The 17472-nt window shown below is 36.1% G+C and carries 16 protein-coding genes; 11 read left to right on the top strand and 5 right to left on the bottom strand.

Annotated elements, in window-relative coordinates:
* Nucleotides 1-91 precede the first annotated feature (91 nt).
* From mqo to NK356_RS10395, 3 genes are all read left to right on the top strand, one after another.
* A complete protein-coding gene (gene mqo, locus NK356_RS10405; protein WP_253316917.1) occupies nucleotides 92-1597 on the top strand; it encodes a malate dehydrogenase (quinone) in 1506 nt (501 codons plus the stop codon).
* Between the two features lie 67 nt (nucleotides 1598-1664).
* A complete protein-coding gene (locus NK356_RS10400) occupies nucleotides 1665-2066 on the top strand; it encodes a hypothetical protein (protein ID WP_034693615.1) in 402 nt (133 codons plus the stop codon).
* Between the two features lies 1 nt (nucleotide 2067).
* Nucleotides 2068-2934, top strand: a complete 867-nt coding sequence (locus NK356_RS10395) for an AadS family aminoglycoside 6-adenylyltransferase (RefSeq protein ID WP_253316916.1) — start codon at nucleotides 2068-2070, stop codon at nucleotides 2932-2934.
* A gap of 2 nt (nucleotides 2935-2936) precedes the next feature.
* Here the strand turns inward: NK356_RS10395 and NK356_RS10390 are convergent, their stop codons facing one another.
* Nucleotides 2937-4517 (bottom strand): GMC family oxidoreductase N-terminal domain-containing protein, encoded by a 1581-nt coding sequence (locus NK356_RS10390; RefSeq protein ID WP_253316915.1) that lies wholly within the window; start codon nucleotides 4515-4517, stop codon nucleotides 2937-2939.
* A 130-nt stretch (nucleotides 4518-4647) separates the two neighbouring features.
* On the opposite strand from NK356_RS10390, the gene NK356_RS10385 reads away from it, so the two are divergent.
* The 4 genes from NK356_RS10385 (at nucleotide 4648) to NK356_RS10370 (ending at nucleotide 9450) form a co-directional block, all read left to right on the top strand.
* Entirely contained in the window at nucleotides 4648-5265 is a 618-nt protein-coding gene (locus NK356_RS10385) for a DUF1684 domain-containing protein (protein WP_034693803.1), read from the top strand.
* Between the two features lie 4 nt (nucleotides 5266-5269).
* The gene (locus tag NK356_RS10380; protein WP_034693619.1) at nucleotides 5270-5743 is read left to right on the top strand and encodes an N-acetyltransferase; all 474 of its coding nucleotides are present in this window, start codon (nucleotides 5270-5272) and stop codon (nucleotides 5741-5743) included.
* 73 nt (nucleotides 5744-5816) lie between these two features.
* A complete protein-coding gene (locus NK356_RS10375; RefSeq protein ID WP_253316914.1) occupies nucleotides 5817-6626 on the top strand; it encodes a glucose 1-dehydrogenase in 810 nt (269 codons plus the stop codon).
* A gap of 151 nt (nucleotides 6627-6777) precedes the next feature.
* Nucleotides 6778-9450 carry a glucosidase gene (locus NK356_RS10370; RefSeq protein ID WP_253316913.1) on the top strand — a complete coding sequence of 891 codons (2673 nt, stop codon included), beginning with the start codon at nucleotides 6778-6780 and terminating at the stop codon, nucleotides 9448-9450.
* Nucleotides 9451-9456: 6 nt separating this feature from the next.
* Here the strand turns inward: NK356_RS10370 and recO are convergent, their stop codons facing one another.
* Genes recO through NK356_RS10350 form a run of 4 tightly spaced genes read right to left on the bottom strand, consistent with a single transcriptional unit; the run spans nucleotide 9457 to nucleotide 14117 of the window.
* Nucleotides 9457-10143: a DNA repair protein RecO gene (recO, locus tag NK356_RS10365; RefSeq protein ID WP_034693625.1), complete on the bottom strand. Its 687-nt coding sequence runs from the start codon at nucleotides 10141-10143 to the stop codon at nucleotides 9457-9459.
* Nucleotides 10143-12407, bottom strand: a complete 2265-nt coding sequence (locus tag NK356_RS10360; protein WP_034693628.1) for an isoleucyl-tRNA synthetase — start codon at nucleotides 12405-12407, stop codon at nucleotides 10143-10145. Before NK356_RS10360 ends, recO begins: the two co-directional genes overlap by 1 nt.
* 1 nt (nucleotide 12408) lies before the next feature.
* Entirely contained in the window at nucleotides 12409-13359 is a 951-nt protein-coding gene (locus NK356_RS10355; RefSeq protein ID WP_034693630.1) for a bifunctional UDP-sugar hydrolase/5'-nucleotidase, read from the bottom strand.
* A 2-nt stretch (nucleotides 13360-13361) separates the two neighbouring features.
* Nucleotides 13362-14117 carry a 5'-nucleotidase C-terminal domain-containing protein gene (locus NK356_RS10350; protein ID WP_034693634.1) on the bottom strand — a complete coding sequence of 252 codons (756 nt, stop codon included), beginning with the start codon at nucleotides 14115-14117 and terminating at the stop codon, nucleotides 13362-13364.
* A gap of 107 nt (nucleotides 14118-14224) precedes the next feature.
* Here NK356_RS10350 and dapA point away from each other — a divergent pair, with 107 nt between their 5' ends.
* From dapA to NK356_RS10330, 4 genes are all read left to right on the top strand, one after another.
* Entirely contained in the window at nucleotides 14225-15097 is an 873-nt protein-coding gene (gene dapA / locus NK356_RS10345) for a 4-hydroxy-tetrahydrodipicolinate synthase (RefSeq protein ID WP_034693636.1), read from the top strand.
* A gap of 118 nt (nucleotides 15098-15215) precedes the next feature.
* Nucleotides 15216-15728 carry a GNAT family N-acetyltransferase gene (locus NK356_RS10340; RefSeq protein ID WP_081906403.1) on the top strand — a complete coding sequence of 171 codons (513 nt, stop codon included), beginning with the start codon at nucleotides 15216-15218 and terminating at the stop codon, nucleotides 15726-15728.
* A 285-nt stretch (nucleotides 15729-16013) separates the two neighbouring features.
* On the top strand, nucleotides 16014-16595 hold the full coding sequence (locus NK356_RS10335) for an AraC family transcriptional regulator (protein WP_034693638.1): 582 nt from the start codon (nucleotides 16014-16016) through the stop codon (nucleotides 16593-16595).
* Nucleotides 16588-17034, top strand: coding sequence for a response regulator (locus tag NK356_RS10330; protein ID WP_253316912.1), 447 nt, complete (start codon nucleotides 16588-16590; stop codon nucleotides 17032-17034). The genes NK356_RS10335 and NK356_RS10330 overlap by 8 nt, the downstream gene beginning before the upstream one ends.
* Nucleotides 17035-17472 lie beyond the last annotated feature (438 nt).

Genomic DNA, 17472 nt, shown 5'->3' with positions numbered 1-17472 from the left:
CTCAATAAGTGTTTTGAATTAAAAAATAACGTGTTAAAATCGTTCCGGTTTTTAAAACTTTTCCCGAAATTTGAAGTAAAATTTTAAAATTATGTCACAATCGCTTACAAGCAGAACACCGAAACCTAAATACGACGTTGTACTGATAGGCGGCGGAATCATGAGCGCCACTTTAGCAACGCTGCTTCATGAATTTGATCCAAATCTTGAAATCGCTATCTTCGAAAGACTTGGAAGGTTTGCCAAAGAAAGTACAGCAGCATGGAACAATGCCGGAACAGGACATTCCGCTTTTTGTGAGCTAAATTATACCCCTGAAAAGGCAGACGGATCTATTGACATTTCCAAGGCAGAAAGCATAGCAGAGCAGTTTGAAATTTCAAAACAATTCTGGTCTTATCTGATTACCAAAGGATATATTCATGAACCCAGAGAATTTATCAATTCATGTGCACATATGAGTCTGGTATTTGGAGAAAAGGATGCTGAATACCTTAGAAAACGTCATGATAAGATGGCTGAATCTGTCCTTTTTTCAGGAATGGAATTTTCTACAGATCATGAAAAGCTGAAAGAATGGATTCCTTTGGTGATGAGCAAAAGAAATCAGTCTGAAGTAATGGCTGCAACGAAGATGGATATGGGAACGGATGTGAACTTCGGAACACTGACAAGAAAAATGGGAAGACATCTTCTGGAAGATTCCAATGTTGAGGTTTTCTTATACCATGAAGTGAAAGATATCAGCCCGAGAGAAAGCGGTAAATGGGAAATGAAGGTGAAGGACAGAATCCACAGTCACAAACAGGAAGTGGTAGCAGATTTTGTATTCATTGGGGCAGGAGGCTATGCGCTTCCACTGCTGGATAGTTCAGATATTAAAGAAAGTGAAGGATACGGAGGTTTTCCGGTTTCCGGTCAGTGGCTGGTAAGTCATAATCAGGAGTTGGTAGAAAAGCATCATGCTAAAGTATATACTCAGGCTACAGTAGATGCTCCGCCAATGTCTGTTCCGCACCTTGATCTTAGAATCATTGATGGGAAAAAAGCACTTCTTTTCGGACCTTTTGCAGGATTTTCAACCAAATTTTTAAGAGAAGGAAGTTATCTTGATCTTCCTGAAAGTGTCAATACGAAAAACTTAAAATCACTTTTCGGAGCATGGTGGCACAATATTCCACTAACGAAATATCTTATTCAGCAGGTTGCCATGACGAAATCTCAGAGAATGCAGCATTTGAGAGAGTTTATCAAAGATGCTAAAGAAGAAGACTGGGAACTGAAAGTAGCAGGACAGAGGGTTCAGATCATCAAAAAAGATGAAAAAGAAGGAGGTAAGCTGGAATTCGGAACTGAAGTAGTGGTGAACAAGTCTGGAACGATTGCTTCTTTATTGGGAGCTTCACCAGGTGCATCCACAGCAGTATATGCTATGTTGAACGTGCTGGAAAAATGTTTCCCTGAAAAACTACACGGAGAATGGAAAGGAAAGTTGCTTGAAATGGTTCCTTCTTACGGGCAAAAACTGGCTGAAAACCCTGAGCTGACCCATGAAGTAAGAAATTACACCAAAGAAAAATTAGAATTAGAATATTAACATCAATAATGAGCAATAAGTAATAATCGCTATTACTCATTGCTCATTACTTATTACTCATAAAAAGGTGGAAGAAGTAATTGTAAAACCAGTCATTGCAAAGGAAATCCTGGAATCTCTTCAGGCGAAAACAGAAGAGGAGAGGCAGGTTATTGTACACTGTTGTTTTCCGGCGTCACCGTTTCTGGGAAACCTGATCAGGATCTGGCATTCGACCTATCTTTTTGACAATCAGTCTGAGCATAGAAGCAAAATGATTCATGCGGAAAATATTTCAATTTCACCCTATTGGACGCCGGTTCCTTTTATGAAAGACTTTTGGTTTACCTTGATATTTTCCGGGCTTCCAAAAGATTGTAAAAGTTTTGATCTGAAAGAAGTGATTCCGGAGGAAGGAGGCTTTTTTGTAGAATCAATCAAGAGAAATTCTTCGGACGTATATCGTGTGAAAATATCAGAATCTTATTAATATGAAAGTAAGGGAAGAAAAGCTGGAACAGATTATTCACTGGGCTGAAAACAATCCTGATATCCGTGCTGTTCTTCTGACCAGTTCATTGGTAAATCCTTATGCTCCGGTAGATGATTTTAGTGATCTTGATGTAGAAATTGTTTTTGAAAACAGAGCATCTTATGAATCCGAAAATAAATGGATCAGACTTTTTGGTGAGCCTATTTCCATGATTGAAGAAGATGATAGTGTTTTTGACGGAAAACATGCCATGAAAATGGTTTTGTACAAAGACCATGTGAAAGTTGATTTTAAGCTTTATCAGGTATCGGAATTTGTGGAAGAAATCAATGAAGATGCTCTTCCTGAAGACTGGGATGTTGGCTATAAAGTTTTAATGGATAAAGATAAGCTGACTGAAAACCTGAAGCCACCAACGTATCAGTCGATCATGATTCAGAAACCTTCTGAAAAAGAATTTCAGCAGCTGATGAATGACTTCTGGTGGGATACAACCTATGTTGCAAAGTGCTTGAAGCGTGGAGATATTTTTTACGCCAAATTTATGTCTGAAAATATTCTTCGTACAGATTATTTTGTCCCTTTGATCGAATGGCATATTGCCGGAAATCATGGCTGGAACAATATCACAACCAATAAACACGGAAGGCTTTTTAAAAAATACCTGTCCGCTGATCTATGGAATAAAGTGGAAAAAACTTTCTCGGGAAGCGATATTGAAGAAAACTGGAATGCATTGTTTGCCTATGCTGATGTTGTACATGAGTTGGGAACTTCACTGGCTGAAAAGCTTCATTTTATCTATCCGGAAAAACTGGAAGAAGATATCAGAAACTATCTTAAGGAAGTACAGACAATGCTTTAATTTCAGGCAAATTCATTCTGTTTAATAAGATTTTCAATGCAATATTCTGCAATGGCCGTAATGGTTACAAACGGGTTCACACCAATGGTTCCCGGAATTAAAGATCCATCCAGTACATACAGATTTTCATGATCTTTGAGCTTTCCATATTCGTTGGTAGCTTCTCCTAAAACGCACCCGCCAAGCGGATGATAACAAATATCTGCCCCAAAACCATTATCGAAAAGAAGATGGCTTCTGGTACCACCATTGGCTTTATTCATTTTCCGGATAAAATATTGGGCATTTTCTTTCATTTTGGCGGTATTGCTCTCATCCCAATTCAAAGTAAGAGATTGGCTGGTTTTATTGTAAGCAACTTCTCCTTTCTTATCAACCCTGTTGATCAGAAGGTATAAAGCTGTTGCTACATCCATTCCCATAGGTAAAGGAGCTATTTCTGTGAAAAACGGATGTTCAGGATCATCCCAGTTGTCAATTCCTCCTACCGGAATAGTGGATTGCTTAGCTCCGGTGCCGCCAGACAAAGGCTTCACCCAGTTTCTTCCCGTCATAAAATTTCCGTTATTTCCCCAGTTTTTACCAATCTTTTCATGGATGGGAAATCCATTCTCTGTATGAGATTGTAGCAGAAGCTGTAAAGTGCCCATTGTTCCTGCAGAAAGAATCAGTTTTTTACAGGTAAAGACTTTGTCAGTAAGCAAAGCTCCGGAAGTATCAATCTGCTGGACATTTAATGTATAACTTTTGTTATCATTCAATTGAATATTTTGTACACGATGAAGATCAAGAATTTCTAAATTTCCCGTTTCCATCGCTTTTCTGAGATAAGTTTTATCTAAACTGTTTTTTCCGTGATTGTTTCCATAGATCACTTCAGTATTAAGAGCCGAGCGGGGAACTTCATTGCTGAATTCTTTTTCCATGTATTTAAAATCATACACATTGGGAACTCTTATTGTTTTAAAGCCTGCTTTGTGAGCCTCTTCTTCACCTACCCGAGTGAATTTATAATAAGGACAGTTTTTCAGAAACTGCTCGCCAATCACATTTACTTTAAGTTCTTCCCGTACCAATGGAAAGTAATGGTTGTAAAATTTTTCTGCATCAAGATCAGGAAAAACTTCTTTAAAATAGCTTTCTTTGGGAGTAACAGCCATTCCGCCGTTCACCAGAGAACCTCCGCCAACTCCTCTTCCTACCCAGATTTTAATATGATCAAAATCCAGACGGTCCAAGGTTCCGGTAAAAGGAGTTAACGAAAAAATATTCATAAAAGGAGCAATGCTTTTGTTTTTCAGCCACGCAGAACTTTTTCCGGGTTTCAGCAGATTGGAATAGGGAATTCCTGCTTTTTCCCAGTTAAGACCCATCTCAAGCAGTACTACTTTCTTTCCGGCTTCACACAGACGAAGGGCAGATACAGCGCCTCCATATCCACTACCAATAATAACAATCGGAACATCGTGATATTCATTTATCTGATTGTTTCTTCTTTCTGCAGCATGAAATAACTCAGATTGAAGAAAATAAAATCCTGATATTGCCAAGACACCGGTCTTAATGAAGCTTTTTCTGTCCATGAGCTTTGTTTCTCAAAAAGTATGCTAGATTATCAGAGGTTAATTTTATTTAAAACAGATTATATTTTTTATTACAATTTTAACTTTTGTTGGAATGAAAATTCATAGCTTTACTTATAATTTTACATTCATGAAAAAATATATCATACTCTTTTTACTGCTTCCTTTATGGGCTTTTTCTCAAAAAAAAATATCAAAAGAGGAAAAAGAGGTACAGAAATTTCAGAAAGAACTTAATGCCGAATACCTCAATCCAAAAGAAACTCCGTTAAGAGGTGATAACTTTAAAAATTTTAAAAAACATCCTTTCTTTCCTTTTGATGCTAAATACAGAGTTACTGCCGAATTTGTGAAATCAGAAGATACAAAACCCTTTGATCTTCCTACGTCTTCAGGAAAAACAAAATCTTATCAGGAATACGGAAAAGCAACATTTACACTGGATGGGAAACCTTATACCGTTACTTTATACCAGAGTCTGGATTTGATCAAACAGGATAAATACAAAGATTATCTCTTCCTTCCTTTCCGTGATGCTACCAATGAAAAAGAAACCTACGGAGGAGGGAAATATATGGATCTTAAAATCCCGGAAGGAAATACCATTGTGCTTGATTTTAATCAATCCTATCATCCTTTCTGTGCTTACAACGCTTATGATTACAATTGCCCTATTGTTCCTGAGGAAAATAAACTTCCCGTGGAAATCCGTGCTGGGGTAATGTATGAAGATATCTACCATCACTAATACTATGATACATTTAGAATTCTTTAAACCAGAAGATCTTTCCGGAGTCAGTTATGCTTTGGATGAAAATCAGATGAGGTTTACAGCGACTGCTCAGCAGGCCTTACAAAGCATCAGCGAACGGGATGATGATGATGCATTTCCCGTGACAATCTTTGAAAATGATCTGCCTGTAGGTTTTTTTGTCCTTGATTTTGGAAAAGATAAATTAGATCTTACGGATAATGAGAATTCGGTTTTACTGCGTTCCCTTTCTGTGAATCCCCAGATGCAGGGCAAAGGAATTGGAAAAGTGGCGATGCTTGAAGTGGGTACTTTTGTCAGAAACCGTTTCAATAGCTGTGATGAAATTGTACTTGCTGTCAACCAGAAAAATAATTCTGCTTATCATATTTATCTTCAGGCAGGATATATTTATGACGGTAAAACCAGAATCGGAAGAAGTGGACCTCAATACCTGATGTACAAAAAACTTTAATAAAATTTTAAAATCATAATTTTTTATCTGCTGATATCTTTCCCTAACTTTGAGTAACATCAAATTACAAAACATGGAAATATCACTTCAGAATCAGGTGGCTGTAGTCACAGGAGCTTCCAGTGGAATCGGTTCGGGAATTGCAAAATCATTGGCGGCGGCAGGAGCAATAGTCATTGTTAATCATTCTTCAGAAAGATCTACAGAAGAAGCTAAAGCTGTTTTAAAAGAAATAACGGATGCCGGAGGTAAAGGAATAACCTACCAGTGTGATGTTTCCAAAGAAGATCAGGTAATCAAGATGTTTCAGGATGTTGTTTCTGAATTCCAAACGGTAGATATTCTGATCAATAATGCAGGCATTCAAAAGGATGCAAAATTCACTGAAATGACTTTGGATCAATGGAATGCTGTCATAGGAGTCAATCTGACAGGGCAATTTCTTTGTGCCAGAGAAGCTATTAAAGAATTTCTAAGAAGGGGAATAGATCCTTCAAGGTCTGTTGCCTGTGGGAAAATTATTCATATCAGCTCAGTGCATGAAATTATTCCGTGGGCAGGACATGCTAATTATGCTTCCAGTAAAGGAGCTGTCAGAATGCTGATGCAGACATTGGCCCAGGAATATGGTGCAGACAAAATTCGTGTCAATTCCATTTGTCCGGGAGCTATTCAGACTCCGATTAACCAGAATGCATGGAGCACTCCGGAAGCTCTCAATTCTCTCCTTACTCTTATTCCCTATAACCGAATCGGACAACCGCAGGATATCGGCAACTTAGCTGCATTTCTCGCAAGTGACCTTGCAGATTATATCACAGGAACCAGCATTTTCGTAGATGGTGGAATGACTACGTTTGAGAGTTTTTCTACGGGAGGATAGGGGAATTCAAAGTTCAAAGTTTAAGGTTCAAAGTTTAAGGTTCAAGGTTTAAGGTTCAAGGTTCAAAGTTTAAAGTTTTTGAGGTTGTTCTTAGAGCTTGAAACGAAATTATATATTACTCATTGCTCATTACTCATAATTATTATCGCTTATGTCAGAAAAACAGAGAATTTCAGATGTTTCATGGAAAAAATGGGGGCCTTATGTCAGTAACCGTGAATGGGGACTTGTTCGTGAGGACTACAGTGAAAACGGAGATGCATGGAATTACACCAATCATGACACCGCAGAAGCCAAAACTTACCGTTGGGGTGAGGAAGGAATATGCGGAATCTGTGATGATCTTCAGAAACTGGTATTTTCTGTAGGATTCTGGAATAAAAAAGATAAAATGGTGAAAGAACGGTTCTTTGGATTGACCAACGGACAGGGAAATCACGGTGAAGATGTGAAAGAATATTTTTACTATCTGGATTCCACCCCTACGCATTCTTACATGAAGATGCTGTATAAGTATCCTCAAAATGCTTTTCCTTATGAAGATCTCATAAAAACAAATGCAGCAAGAGGAAAAGAGGAATCTGAATATGAATTGATTGATACAGGGATTTTTGATCACAATGAATACTTTGACATTTTTATTGAATATGCAAAAGAAAGTCAGAGTGATATCCTTGTAAGACTAACAGTAGTTAATAAATCTGAAAAAGAAGCGCCTCTCGTAATTCTTCCGACCGTCTGGTTCAGGAATACTTGGAATTGGGGATATGATGATTATAGGCCACAATTGTCTGCTGAAGATGCGGATCATATTAAAATCAATCATCAGGATATCGAGGTTAAAAATGTCTATGCAAAACAATCTTTAAAGACATTATTTTGTAACAACGAAACCAATAATGAAAGGCTTTACCAGTCTTCCAATGAGTCAAAATACTGTAAAGACGGGATCAATAATTTTGTGATGACGGGAAATTCTCAGTCTGTGAATCCCCAAAATACAGGAACCAAAGCTTCTTTCTTTATTGATGAGGATTTTAAAGGCGGAGAATCAAAAATATTTGAATTCAGGCTTTCCGATAAAGATATAAGAGGGCCTTTTAAAGATTTTGAGATTCTTTTTGAACAAAGACAGAAAGAAGCAAACGAGTTTTATGCAGAAATTCAGAAAGGAATTGCTTCAGAAGATGAAAAACTGGTACAAAGACAGGCTTTTGCCGGAATGCTTTGGAATAAAATGTTTTACCACTACAATGTGGAAAAATGGCTGAAAGGTGATCCTGCAGAAATGCCTCCGCCAAAGTCCCGTGAAACTATAAGAAACTACGACTGGAAGCATCTTAATAATGAACATATCATTTCAATGCCGGATAAATGGGAATATCCATGGTATGCAACATGGGATCTGGCATTTCACACCATCAGTTTCTCTTTGATAGATCCGGATTTTGCAAAGCATCAGCTAAAACTTTTCCTGTTTGAATGGTATATGCATCCCAACGGACAGTTGCCTGCCTACGAATGGAACTTAAGTGATGTAAATCCACCCGTACATGCCTGGGCGGTTTTCAGAGTATTTAAAATTGATGAATATTTAAAAGATAAACCAGATCTGGAATTTCTGGAAAGTGCTTTCCAGAAGTTATTGATGAATTTTACATGGTGGGTTAATAAGAAAGACCTTAACGGGAATAATATCTTTGAAGGCGGATTTCTGGGACTTGATAATATTGGGGTTTTTGACAGGAATTCTGTTTTGCCTAACGGAGAACAGCTGGAACAGTCTGATGGAACAAGCTGGATGGCCATGTTTGCCCTGAATATGATGAGAATTGCCCTGGAACTGGCTCTTTACAATAAGGTGTATGAAGAGATGGCGATGAAGTTCTTTGAACATTTTCTGTCTATTGCACATTCACTGGATAATATGGGCGATGAGAATTTCAGTCTCTGGGATGAGCAGGATGAGTTTTTCTATGACGCCATAGCTTCCAGTGACGGAACACATATGTATTTGAAGTTGAGAACAATTGTCGGATTAATTCCGATGTTTGCCGTTGAGGTTATCGATGATGAAATGATTGAAAACCTTCCCAATTTTAAGAAAAGAATGAAATGGGTACTGGATAATAAGCCTGAACTGGCTTCTCTGGTTTCAAGATGGGAAGTAAAAGGACAGGATTCCAAACACCTTTTATCTCTGCTTCGGGGACATCGTTTGAAAAGACTGTTAAACCGAATGTTGAATCCGGATGAATTTCTAAGTGATTACGGAGTAAGAGCTTTATCCAAAGAATATGAAAACAATCCTTATACTTTAACATTGAATGATACGAATTACAGCGTAAAATATACACCTGCTGAAAGTGATAGCGGACTTTTTGGTGGAAACAGCAACTGGCGCGGTCCGGTGTGGTTTCCTATCAACTTCCTTATTATTGACAGTCTTCAGCGTTTTTTCTTCTATTACAGCCCGGATTTTTTAGTGGAATATCCTACAGGAAGCGGTAATTATTCTAGCCTGGATCAGATTGCAGATGCCTTAAACAAGAGACTTGCCAAGATTTTTTTAAAGGATGAAAATGGGAAACGACCGGTTCATGGACAGTATGAAAGATTTCAAACTGATCCTGATTTTAAAGATTATATTTTGTTCTATGAATATTTTCACGGAGACAACGGCCGTGGAGTAGGAGCTTCTCATCAGACGGGCTGGACAGGACTTATTGCTAAGATTCTTCAACCTAGATTTTCCAAAAAAGAAATGGCAGAATCCGAAACAGAAATGCCGGAAGATATTGAAAAAACAACAGAGAAGGAATAATATTATCTATTCAAATATCTGCTGTATGATTTCCAAGGAGGCTGGAGTTTTGAAATCCGTTATATGGTAATGATAGTATACCAAAAGGCTGTCAAGGAAATCTTTTCTCAAGGAGGAATGGATTTTTGTGGCATAAAAATCTTCTGCACAAAGTGCTTCTTTCCAAAGCATGGAAATTTCTTCATTGAAAAGCTGGTGACAGATTCCAAGTGAAAAAGTTCCGGTTTCCGGATCTAAAAATGGGCCTTCACTCAACAATGGAGCAACGCCCTGAATTTTTAAAAAAGCCAGCAAAAACAGAAGATGTGCCTGATAATTTTTATGGGTCAGCTCACTGATAAGATGATCAATACCGGAATAAATCGGAATATTTTTATTCTCATGCTTAAGAATATGGCTCAGAAAATCTGAAATAAAGAAAATGACGGTATTGACCTTGATATCTGTATAAATGTCATTGTTTTTTACCAGTTCAAATTTTGAAACAGACGGAATACCGTTGCCACGTGGTGGATTTACAGAAAAATTGAGCTGGCTCAACGGTTGAAGCAAGGCTTTCTTTTTATTCTTTTTGGAATAAATTCCCTTCAGAAAATAGCTCTGAAAACCTTCTTCTTCTGTAAAACAATGCAATACAGCATCATTTTCCCCATATTTGATAAATGAAAGTAAAAAACCGTTTTGTGAATTCATTAATTAACCACTCCTATTTTGGCGGTAGCCTTATCAGATCCGTCTTCATTCGTCATCAGAACAAAATACATCCCTGAGGCTACTCTTGTTCCTTTCTGATTATTCAGATCCCATTCATAATATCCTCCTCGTGCTACAGCTGAGTGAACTACATTTCCTGCAGCATCTACAATTCTTATATTGGTTTTTTCTGCAAGACCTTTTATCGTTACTTTTCCTTTGAAATTAGAATAAACAACAGGATTAGGATACACTACCACATCACCGAAATTGGAAGTCACATCTGCAACATCTCCCTGATACGTTACAATACCATTATACGTCACAAAATATACTTTACCTGTTTTCTTATCAACTTTTATATCGGTAACACTATTCGTAGGTAGTGGTGAATTTTCTTTGGTAAAATGTTTTATGGTTCTCTGACCGTCTGAAGACAGGTAATAAACACCACCACCATCAACAGATACCCATTTATAATCACCTGCATCCACAGCGACCTGAAGAATAGCTGATTCTCTGAAAAGTTCTTCTCCTAAACCATTCTGCTCTATAACTATAGGTTCCACTTTAGGCTGGGCACTTTTAATTTCTGTTGCTGCGTTAGACATGATCCTTAGACCTCCGTCTGTACCAATCCATGCATCACCAGCCTTATCAAATGCTACTGATAAAATTCCTCCGGAACTGTTAAATCCATTAGACGTTCCCAGAATATAATCATTGTCATCAGAAAGATTAGTGGCATTTTTATAATCGTATACCCAGAAATTATTAGATCTCGGCAGAGGTGTCCATAGCATGTTTTCATGATAAATAGTCTTTTGTATCCCATCACTGGCAAGAACTATTTTCTTGATAAGAAAATCATCAGATGCTTTATCGTAGATTCCTATAGAAGGGTTTCCATCATTGAATCCAAAAGAAACAAAAAGATTATTTTGTGGGTCTACAGCAAAACCTACCGGACGTCTGAGGTAAGGCTGTGCTCCCAGATTATAATATTTTACCAGTTCAAAATCTTTGCTTGTAGCATTATATTTCATTTTATACACTCCGTTATCCAACATTGTATAATTGGTAAAGAGTACTTCATTACTGTTATAAGGACTTATGATAGCATCCAATACGTTGATAAAGATGGGACGATTGGGATTACTTTTATTGAAAAATGAAGGATAAATCCACTCTGTACCATTGAAATAATAAAATCCTGGTTCTTGGGGCTGAATAAACGGATGGTTGTAATTATTGGCTCTGGCACCCGAGGAAACCAGAAGCTGATTATTATCAAAAAGATTGATATTATAAGCAAAATTGAAGTAAGGTCCGGAAGGTTTAAAAGTATTGTTACCTTCATCCTTAATTCCCGATAATACCGTTCCGCCTAAAATCTTTCCACCAGCTGTTAAAGCAGTATTACATTCTTCACCAAGGCTTACCGCATTTTGCGATACTCCGTTGATTCCATAGGTGTATACTCTGTTATCTGTAACCACAATACTATTGGAAGTCATAACAACATCCCTTATTTTTTCAAAAGTAGTAGGAAGTTGTGTTGGAGTACCATTGTTATAAATATAAGCTGCTGTAGCCGTTGAGTAAACCAATTCTGATTCTGAATCTATATGTTTGAAAGCTCCGGGAGCTTCCGTTGTCCAGGTAGAATACACAGGAAATGTAGTATTCATCTGATGACTTTTCAATCCTGTATCTGTTACAGAATATACTTTATTCCCGAATATCGTAGCTTCATTACTTGCCTGATAAATACCACCGGACAGGAAAAATGCAGAATCACCAAACTCTTTATTCTGAAGGTTAAATATAGAAACTCCATATCCAACAGAAATGACAGCCTGATTTCCGGTGATAGAAATGTGGTTAATCTTTTTATCCCCATTATATCCTGTAGCAATAGGAATATCAACAATATATTTGATCTCCTGTGGGGTAATCACATCCATAGATCCGTTTTCATAACCAATAAGCCCTGTTTTAGTCTGAGGATTATAATCGAAAGCGGTAATTCCGATGTTGTGAAGACCATTGGCTTTGGATAACTTCGTAATTTCTCCTGTTGATATTGTATAATAGAATATTCCGTTTTGAGTGGCTGCAATGATTTTTCCATTGTCTTCTTTCATTGCTAAGACATTATTGTAGGAAAAAAGATCTGCCCACTTTTTGGATGAAATAACCTGTGCTTTTGTCAGCTGCAGGGATGCTAAAATACCAAGAGAAATTATAGAGAGTTTTTTCATATTATGCGGTTATGCTGCTATCTATCACCTGATTGTTCCAGGAAATATGCTGTACGTTTTTGTTTGTATCAAAATAAAAATCTATTCTACCTAAAAGAAGACCTGCCCATCCCACCTGGTTAACAAGGACATTTTTGCCCTGTCTGTTGGTAAAGGTTTGAGGTTCCGGTAAGAATGTATGAGTATGGCCTCCTAAGATAATATCAATATTTTCTGTATTGGCCGCTAAAATTTTATCACTTATTTTATTAGGTTCGTCTCTGTAGTCGTAGCCGATGTGAGAAAGACAAATCACAAGATCACATTTCTTCTCTTTCTTCAGGAAGTTTGAATAATGCTGTGCTACATCAATCGGGTTGGAATAAACGGTTTCTCCGTACTGTTTTTTGCCTACAAGGCCATCCAGCTGGATTCCCACTCCGAAAATGCCTACTTTAATTCCATTCTTATTGAATATCTGGTAGGGAGAAGTTTTCCCGTCAAGAACAGTATTTTTAAAATCATAATTGGAACAGATAAAAGGAAACTTCGCATTAGGAAGCACTTTTAAAAATCCATCAAGTCCATTATCGAAATCATGATTTCCCATGGTAGAGGCGTCATATTTCATCATAGACATTAATTTGAACTCCAGTTCTCCTCCGAAGAAATTAAAATAAGGAGTTCCCTGGAAAATATCTCCGGAATCAAGAAGAAGAACATTGCTTTCCTGACTTCTGATCTGTTGGATTAAGTTTGCCCTTCTTGCAAAACCTCCCTGATTAGGGTTTTTGGTATAGCTTGCGTCAAAAGGTTCTATTCTGCTATGTTGGTCATTGGTATGTAGAATAGTCAGTTTATTTGCAGATTTTAAATTAAGAATTTTTAATTCCTCCGCCATCATCATATTGGGAGCTAAAGCCATTGCTAAAGATCCGCCGCCTATTGCTTTTAAAAAACTTTTTCTATCCATTATTACTTCCCAATAAAATTTAAACGAACATCCGAATTAGCCACCACTTCAGGTGATTTTTTAAAATAATCGATAAATAAATCTCTCATTTTAATCCCTGTTGCAATGGATTCTCCTTTGGCAAAGAATTTCATATTGTCTCCTCCCAGTGCAAGATAGTCTGAAGTAGCAATATAATAATCTTTAGAAGGATCTACTGTATTACCATTGATTAAGGCTTTGATTACCTGTCCGTTTTTTGTTTCAATGTATAAATGAGAAACAGGATTGTTGACCTGCGTTTTTGCATAATACTCAAAAAGACCCTGTAAATCTGCTCCTTTCATTTTTACAATTACCACTTCATTTTCGAAAGGCATTACTTCAAATACATTTTTAAGTAAAATATCTCCTTTTCCAATAGTGGTTCGGATTCCTCCGATATTGATCAGTGCAGCGTCTACGTTTTGCTTACGATGAGTTTTGATCCATTCATTACCTCCTTCAAACGTATAGTCAGCTAAAAGATTGCCCAAATTGCTGTTATCGCCTTGTTTGGTAAGATCCACATTGGTGTGCGAGATCTTCTGGTTCATTTCTTTATCCAGTTTCTGCTTATAAGGTTCGATAAATTTTACAAACTCCTCATCATTCTTTAGCTCATTATTAATAGAAATATTTTTCTGAGTCTTTACATTCACAAGCTGCGGCACAGAAGCCGTTTTGCATGCAGTAAGCGACACCAGAGCAATTCCTAGTAACAAGAATTTATTTTTCATAATCTCTTTTAGTATATGCAAATATAACTATATGTATAATAAAACATTATTATTTATTACAAATTCTTACTGTAAATTATTAAATTTGACAAAAATAATTCTAACAGATGAGCATTTTAAAAGGAGTAGGTGTTGCATTGGTAACGCCCTTTAATGAAGATTTATCCGTTGACTTCGACAGTTTAACAAAACTGGTGGAGTACAATATCGAAAACGGAACCAATTATTTAGTTGTATTGGGAACAACGGCAGAAGCCGCAACGCTTTCTGCAGAGGAGAAGAAACAGGTAATTGAGCATATCATTAAGGTGAATAATAAACGTCTTCCTTTAGTTTTAGGAATTGGCGGTAACGATACTCTTGACGTCAAGAAACAGATTGAAGAAGCAGATCTTTCTGCATTTGAAGCCGTACTTTCAGTATCTCCATATTATAATAAACCAAACCAGGAAGGTCTTTATCAACATTATAAAGCTTTAGCTTCTACAGGAAAAAATATAATTATTTATAATGTTCCGTCAAGAACAGGGCAAAATGTAGAAGCAGATACTACCCTTCGTCTTGCAAAGGAATTTCCTAATTTATTCCTGATTAAGGAAGCTTCTCCTAACATTCTTCAGTATTTTGATATTCTGAGAAAGAAACCTGAAGGATTTTCTTTAGTTTCCGGGGATGATGAATATACTTTACCTGTAACGCTTGCAGGAGGAGATGGTGTAATTTCCGTAATCGGGCAGGCGTATCCTAAAGAATTTTCTACAATGGTACAGCTGGCTTTCGAAGGCAAAGTAAAAGAAGCTTACGAAATTCACAACAAGCTGGTAGATATTACCCGTCTGATTTTTGCCGAAGGTAATCCTTGTGGTATTAAAGTAATTCTGACGGAAAAAGGAATCATCAAAAATTATCTGAGACTTCCTTTGGTAAAAGCTTCAGAAGGTCTTCATGCAAAAATTAAAGCTGAAATGACTAAGATTTAATAATGATCTGGCAAAGTGAATTTTAATCATGTTAAAACTCATCAGTCATCATTGAACAATATAAAGAGTGAAAAGTTTAGGCTTTTCACTTTTTTTAATCATCATAATATAACCAATCATGAAATTACAACAGGCAACAGCAGCAGATATTCCTTTGATTCAGGATCTTGCACGAAGATCATGGGAGAGTACATATGTAGGAATTATTTCCAATGAACAGATCAATTATATGCTGGAGGAAATGTATTCTAAAGATGAAATTTCTAAACATCTTGACAATCCAAACTATCATTACTATTTAATTTTTGATGAGAATAATAATTCCTTTGAAGGTTTTATTGGGTATGAACACGGATATGAAATAGAAACTACGAAGCTTCACAGAATTTATCTTGTTCCGGAAAGCAAAGGGAAAGGGTTCGGAAAAGGAGCTCTGGACTTCCTGAAGTCAAAACTTTCTGAAAGCAGTGACAAGAGAATTATTCTGAATGTAAACAAAGAAAACAATGCAAGAAAATTCTATGAATCTCAGAATTTTAAGGTATATAATGAAATGATTTTAGATATAGGAAATGGTTTCGTAATGGATGATTATCAAATGGAATATATAATTCACCCTGATTTGACTTAAAATTCTGTAACATTTAATTATAATTCTATAACGAGTGATGTGTTTTTTTAATTCATCTTTGCTTCAGAACCAAATCACTTATACAATACATTCATATGCTTGGTTTTGAGCTGAAAAGCTTTTTATCAGTATATTTTTTTCATCCTTAGTGTTTAAATTCCTGTATTCTAAAATACAGGAGTTTTTTCGTATATATAGTAAAATATTAAAAATATACATCTATTTCACGTTTACTTGAAATAAATTATTATATTTACTAAATAATATTGGCTTATATATACTAGGATGAAAATGTATGTTAAATTTGATTTCAATGCTCTTTGCAAAAAGGTATTGGACGAGAAACTTAAAGAACACGGGCTGAAGTACAGGTTACTGAACTTCGGTGAAGTGGAATTCTATGAGCCCCTCACACAGGAACAGCACAATCTTTTTAAGAAAAATCTTGAAGATTATGGGATCGAGATCATAGAAAGCCAAAAAAGTGCGCTGGTACAGAAGATAAAAGATGCTATTGTAGAGCTCGTTTTTTCTGATGAAATTATACCGGTAAAAGCCTCCATCTATATTTCTGAAAAGCTGAATCACAGCTATGGATATCTTTCCAATCTTTTTTCAGAAGTTGCTTATACCTCTATTGAGAATTTTATTATTCTTCAAAAGATTGAGCATGCAAAGGCTCTGATCATAAGAAACAAACAAAGTCTTACAGAAATTGCCCATAAGCTGAACTATTCCAGCGTGGCGCATTTAAGTACCCAGTTCAAAAATACAACAGGAATCACACCATCCCAGTTTCAAAAAATTATAGGCAAACGAAGAAGAGCACAAAGCACTGTAATAAACCATAAAATGCAGTATGAATAAAGAATTTCTGAACGTAATTGTAGCAGATAACGATGAAAACACTTTGATTTTTTTTAAAAATATTCTGAAAGAGTTGAAAATCTCTATAAAAGTTCAATGTTTCAGTAACGGGAACAGTCTGATGGAATACCTGAATAATGATGATGCCGTAGTTCCGGAACTTGTTTTTATCAATTATAGGATTCCCGGAAAAGAGAGCATGGAATGCCTGGAAGATATTGTTTCGAATTCAAAATTCAACAATATGGTGACGGCTATTTTTTCTGACCCCATTCCGGAAAATGAAATAGAAGATATTTTTGTAAAAGGAGCTCACATTTTTATGAAAAAACCTGAGTGTTTTGATAAGCTTAAAAAGGTACTTACGGAAGTTATTACAATCAACTGGCAGTATCATACTTCCGGATTGAATAAAGATAATTTCATCTTGAAAATATGATGAATAAAGGATTTGTTAATTAAATATTAATGATTTTTAAATCATATTTATAGCATACTATTCACAAATAGGTGAAAATTTTATAACTAATAATTAAAATAATATAAAAGGCAACTGAATTAATATACAGACATTTGTAAAAGTATACTAAGACACAAATTTCATAATATAGTAGAAGATACAGATGAATGAAAGTAATTGTTTCTAAAGAACAAAATTATATAAATCACGATGTTAGTTAAACAAAATGGATTATACTAATTTTCCAATTATAAAGCACAGAAGATCTTTAAACAAAACGGTACAATCATGAAAACTCAATAAGTAGTTGGAGATATTTTTATTCGTTTCATTCCCTCATCTCCACCGAAACACAGTTAGTTTTTATAATAAGCAAGTTGGAAAAAATAATTCATTTTGTTTTTTTATAATTTATTT

It is taken from the genome of Chryseobacterium sp. S0630, assembly GCF_024158915.1.
Classification (GTDB): domain Bacteria; phylum Bacteroidota; class Bacteroidia; order Flavobacteriales; family Weeksellaceae; genus Chryseobacterium.
The sequence above is the reverse complement of the archived record's forward strand: the minus strand, read 5'-3'. Positions and strand labels throughout refer to the sequence as shown.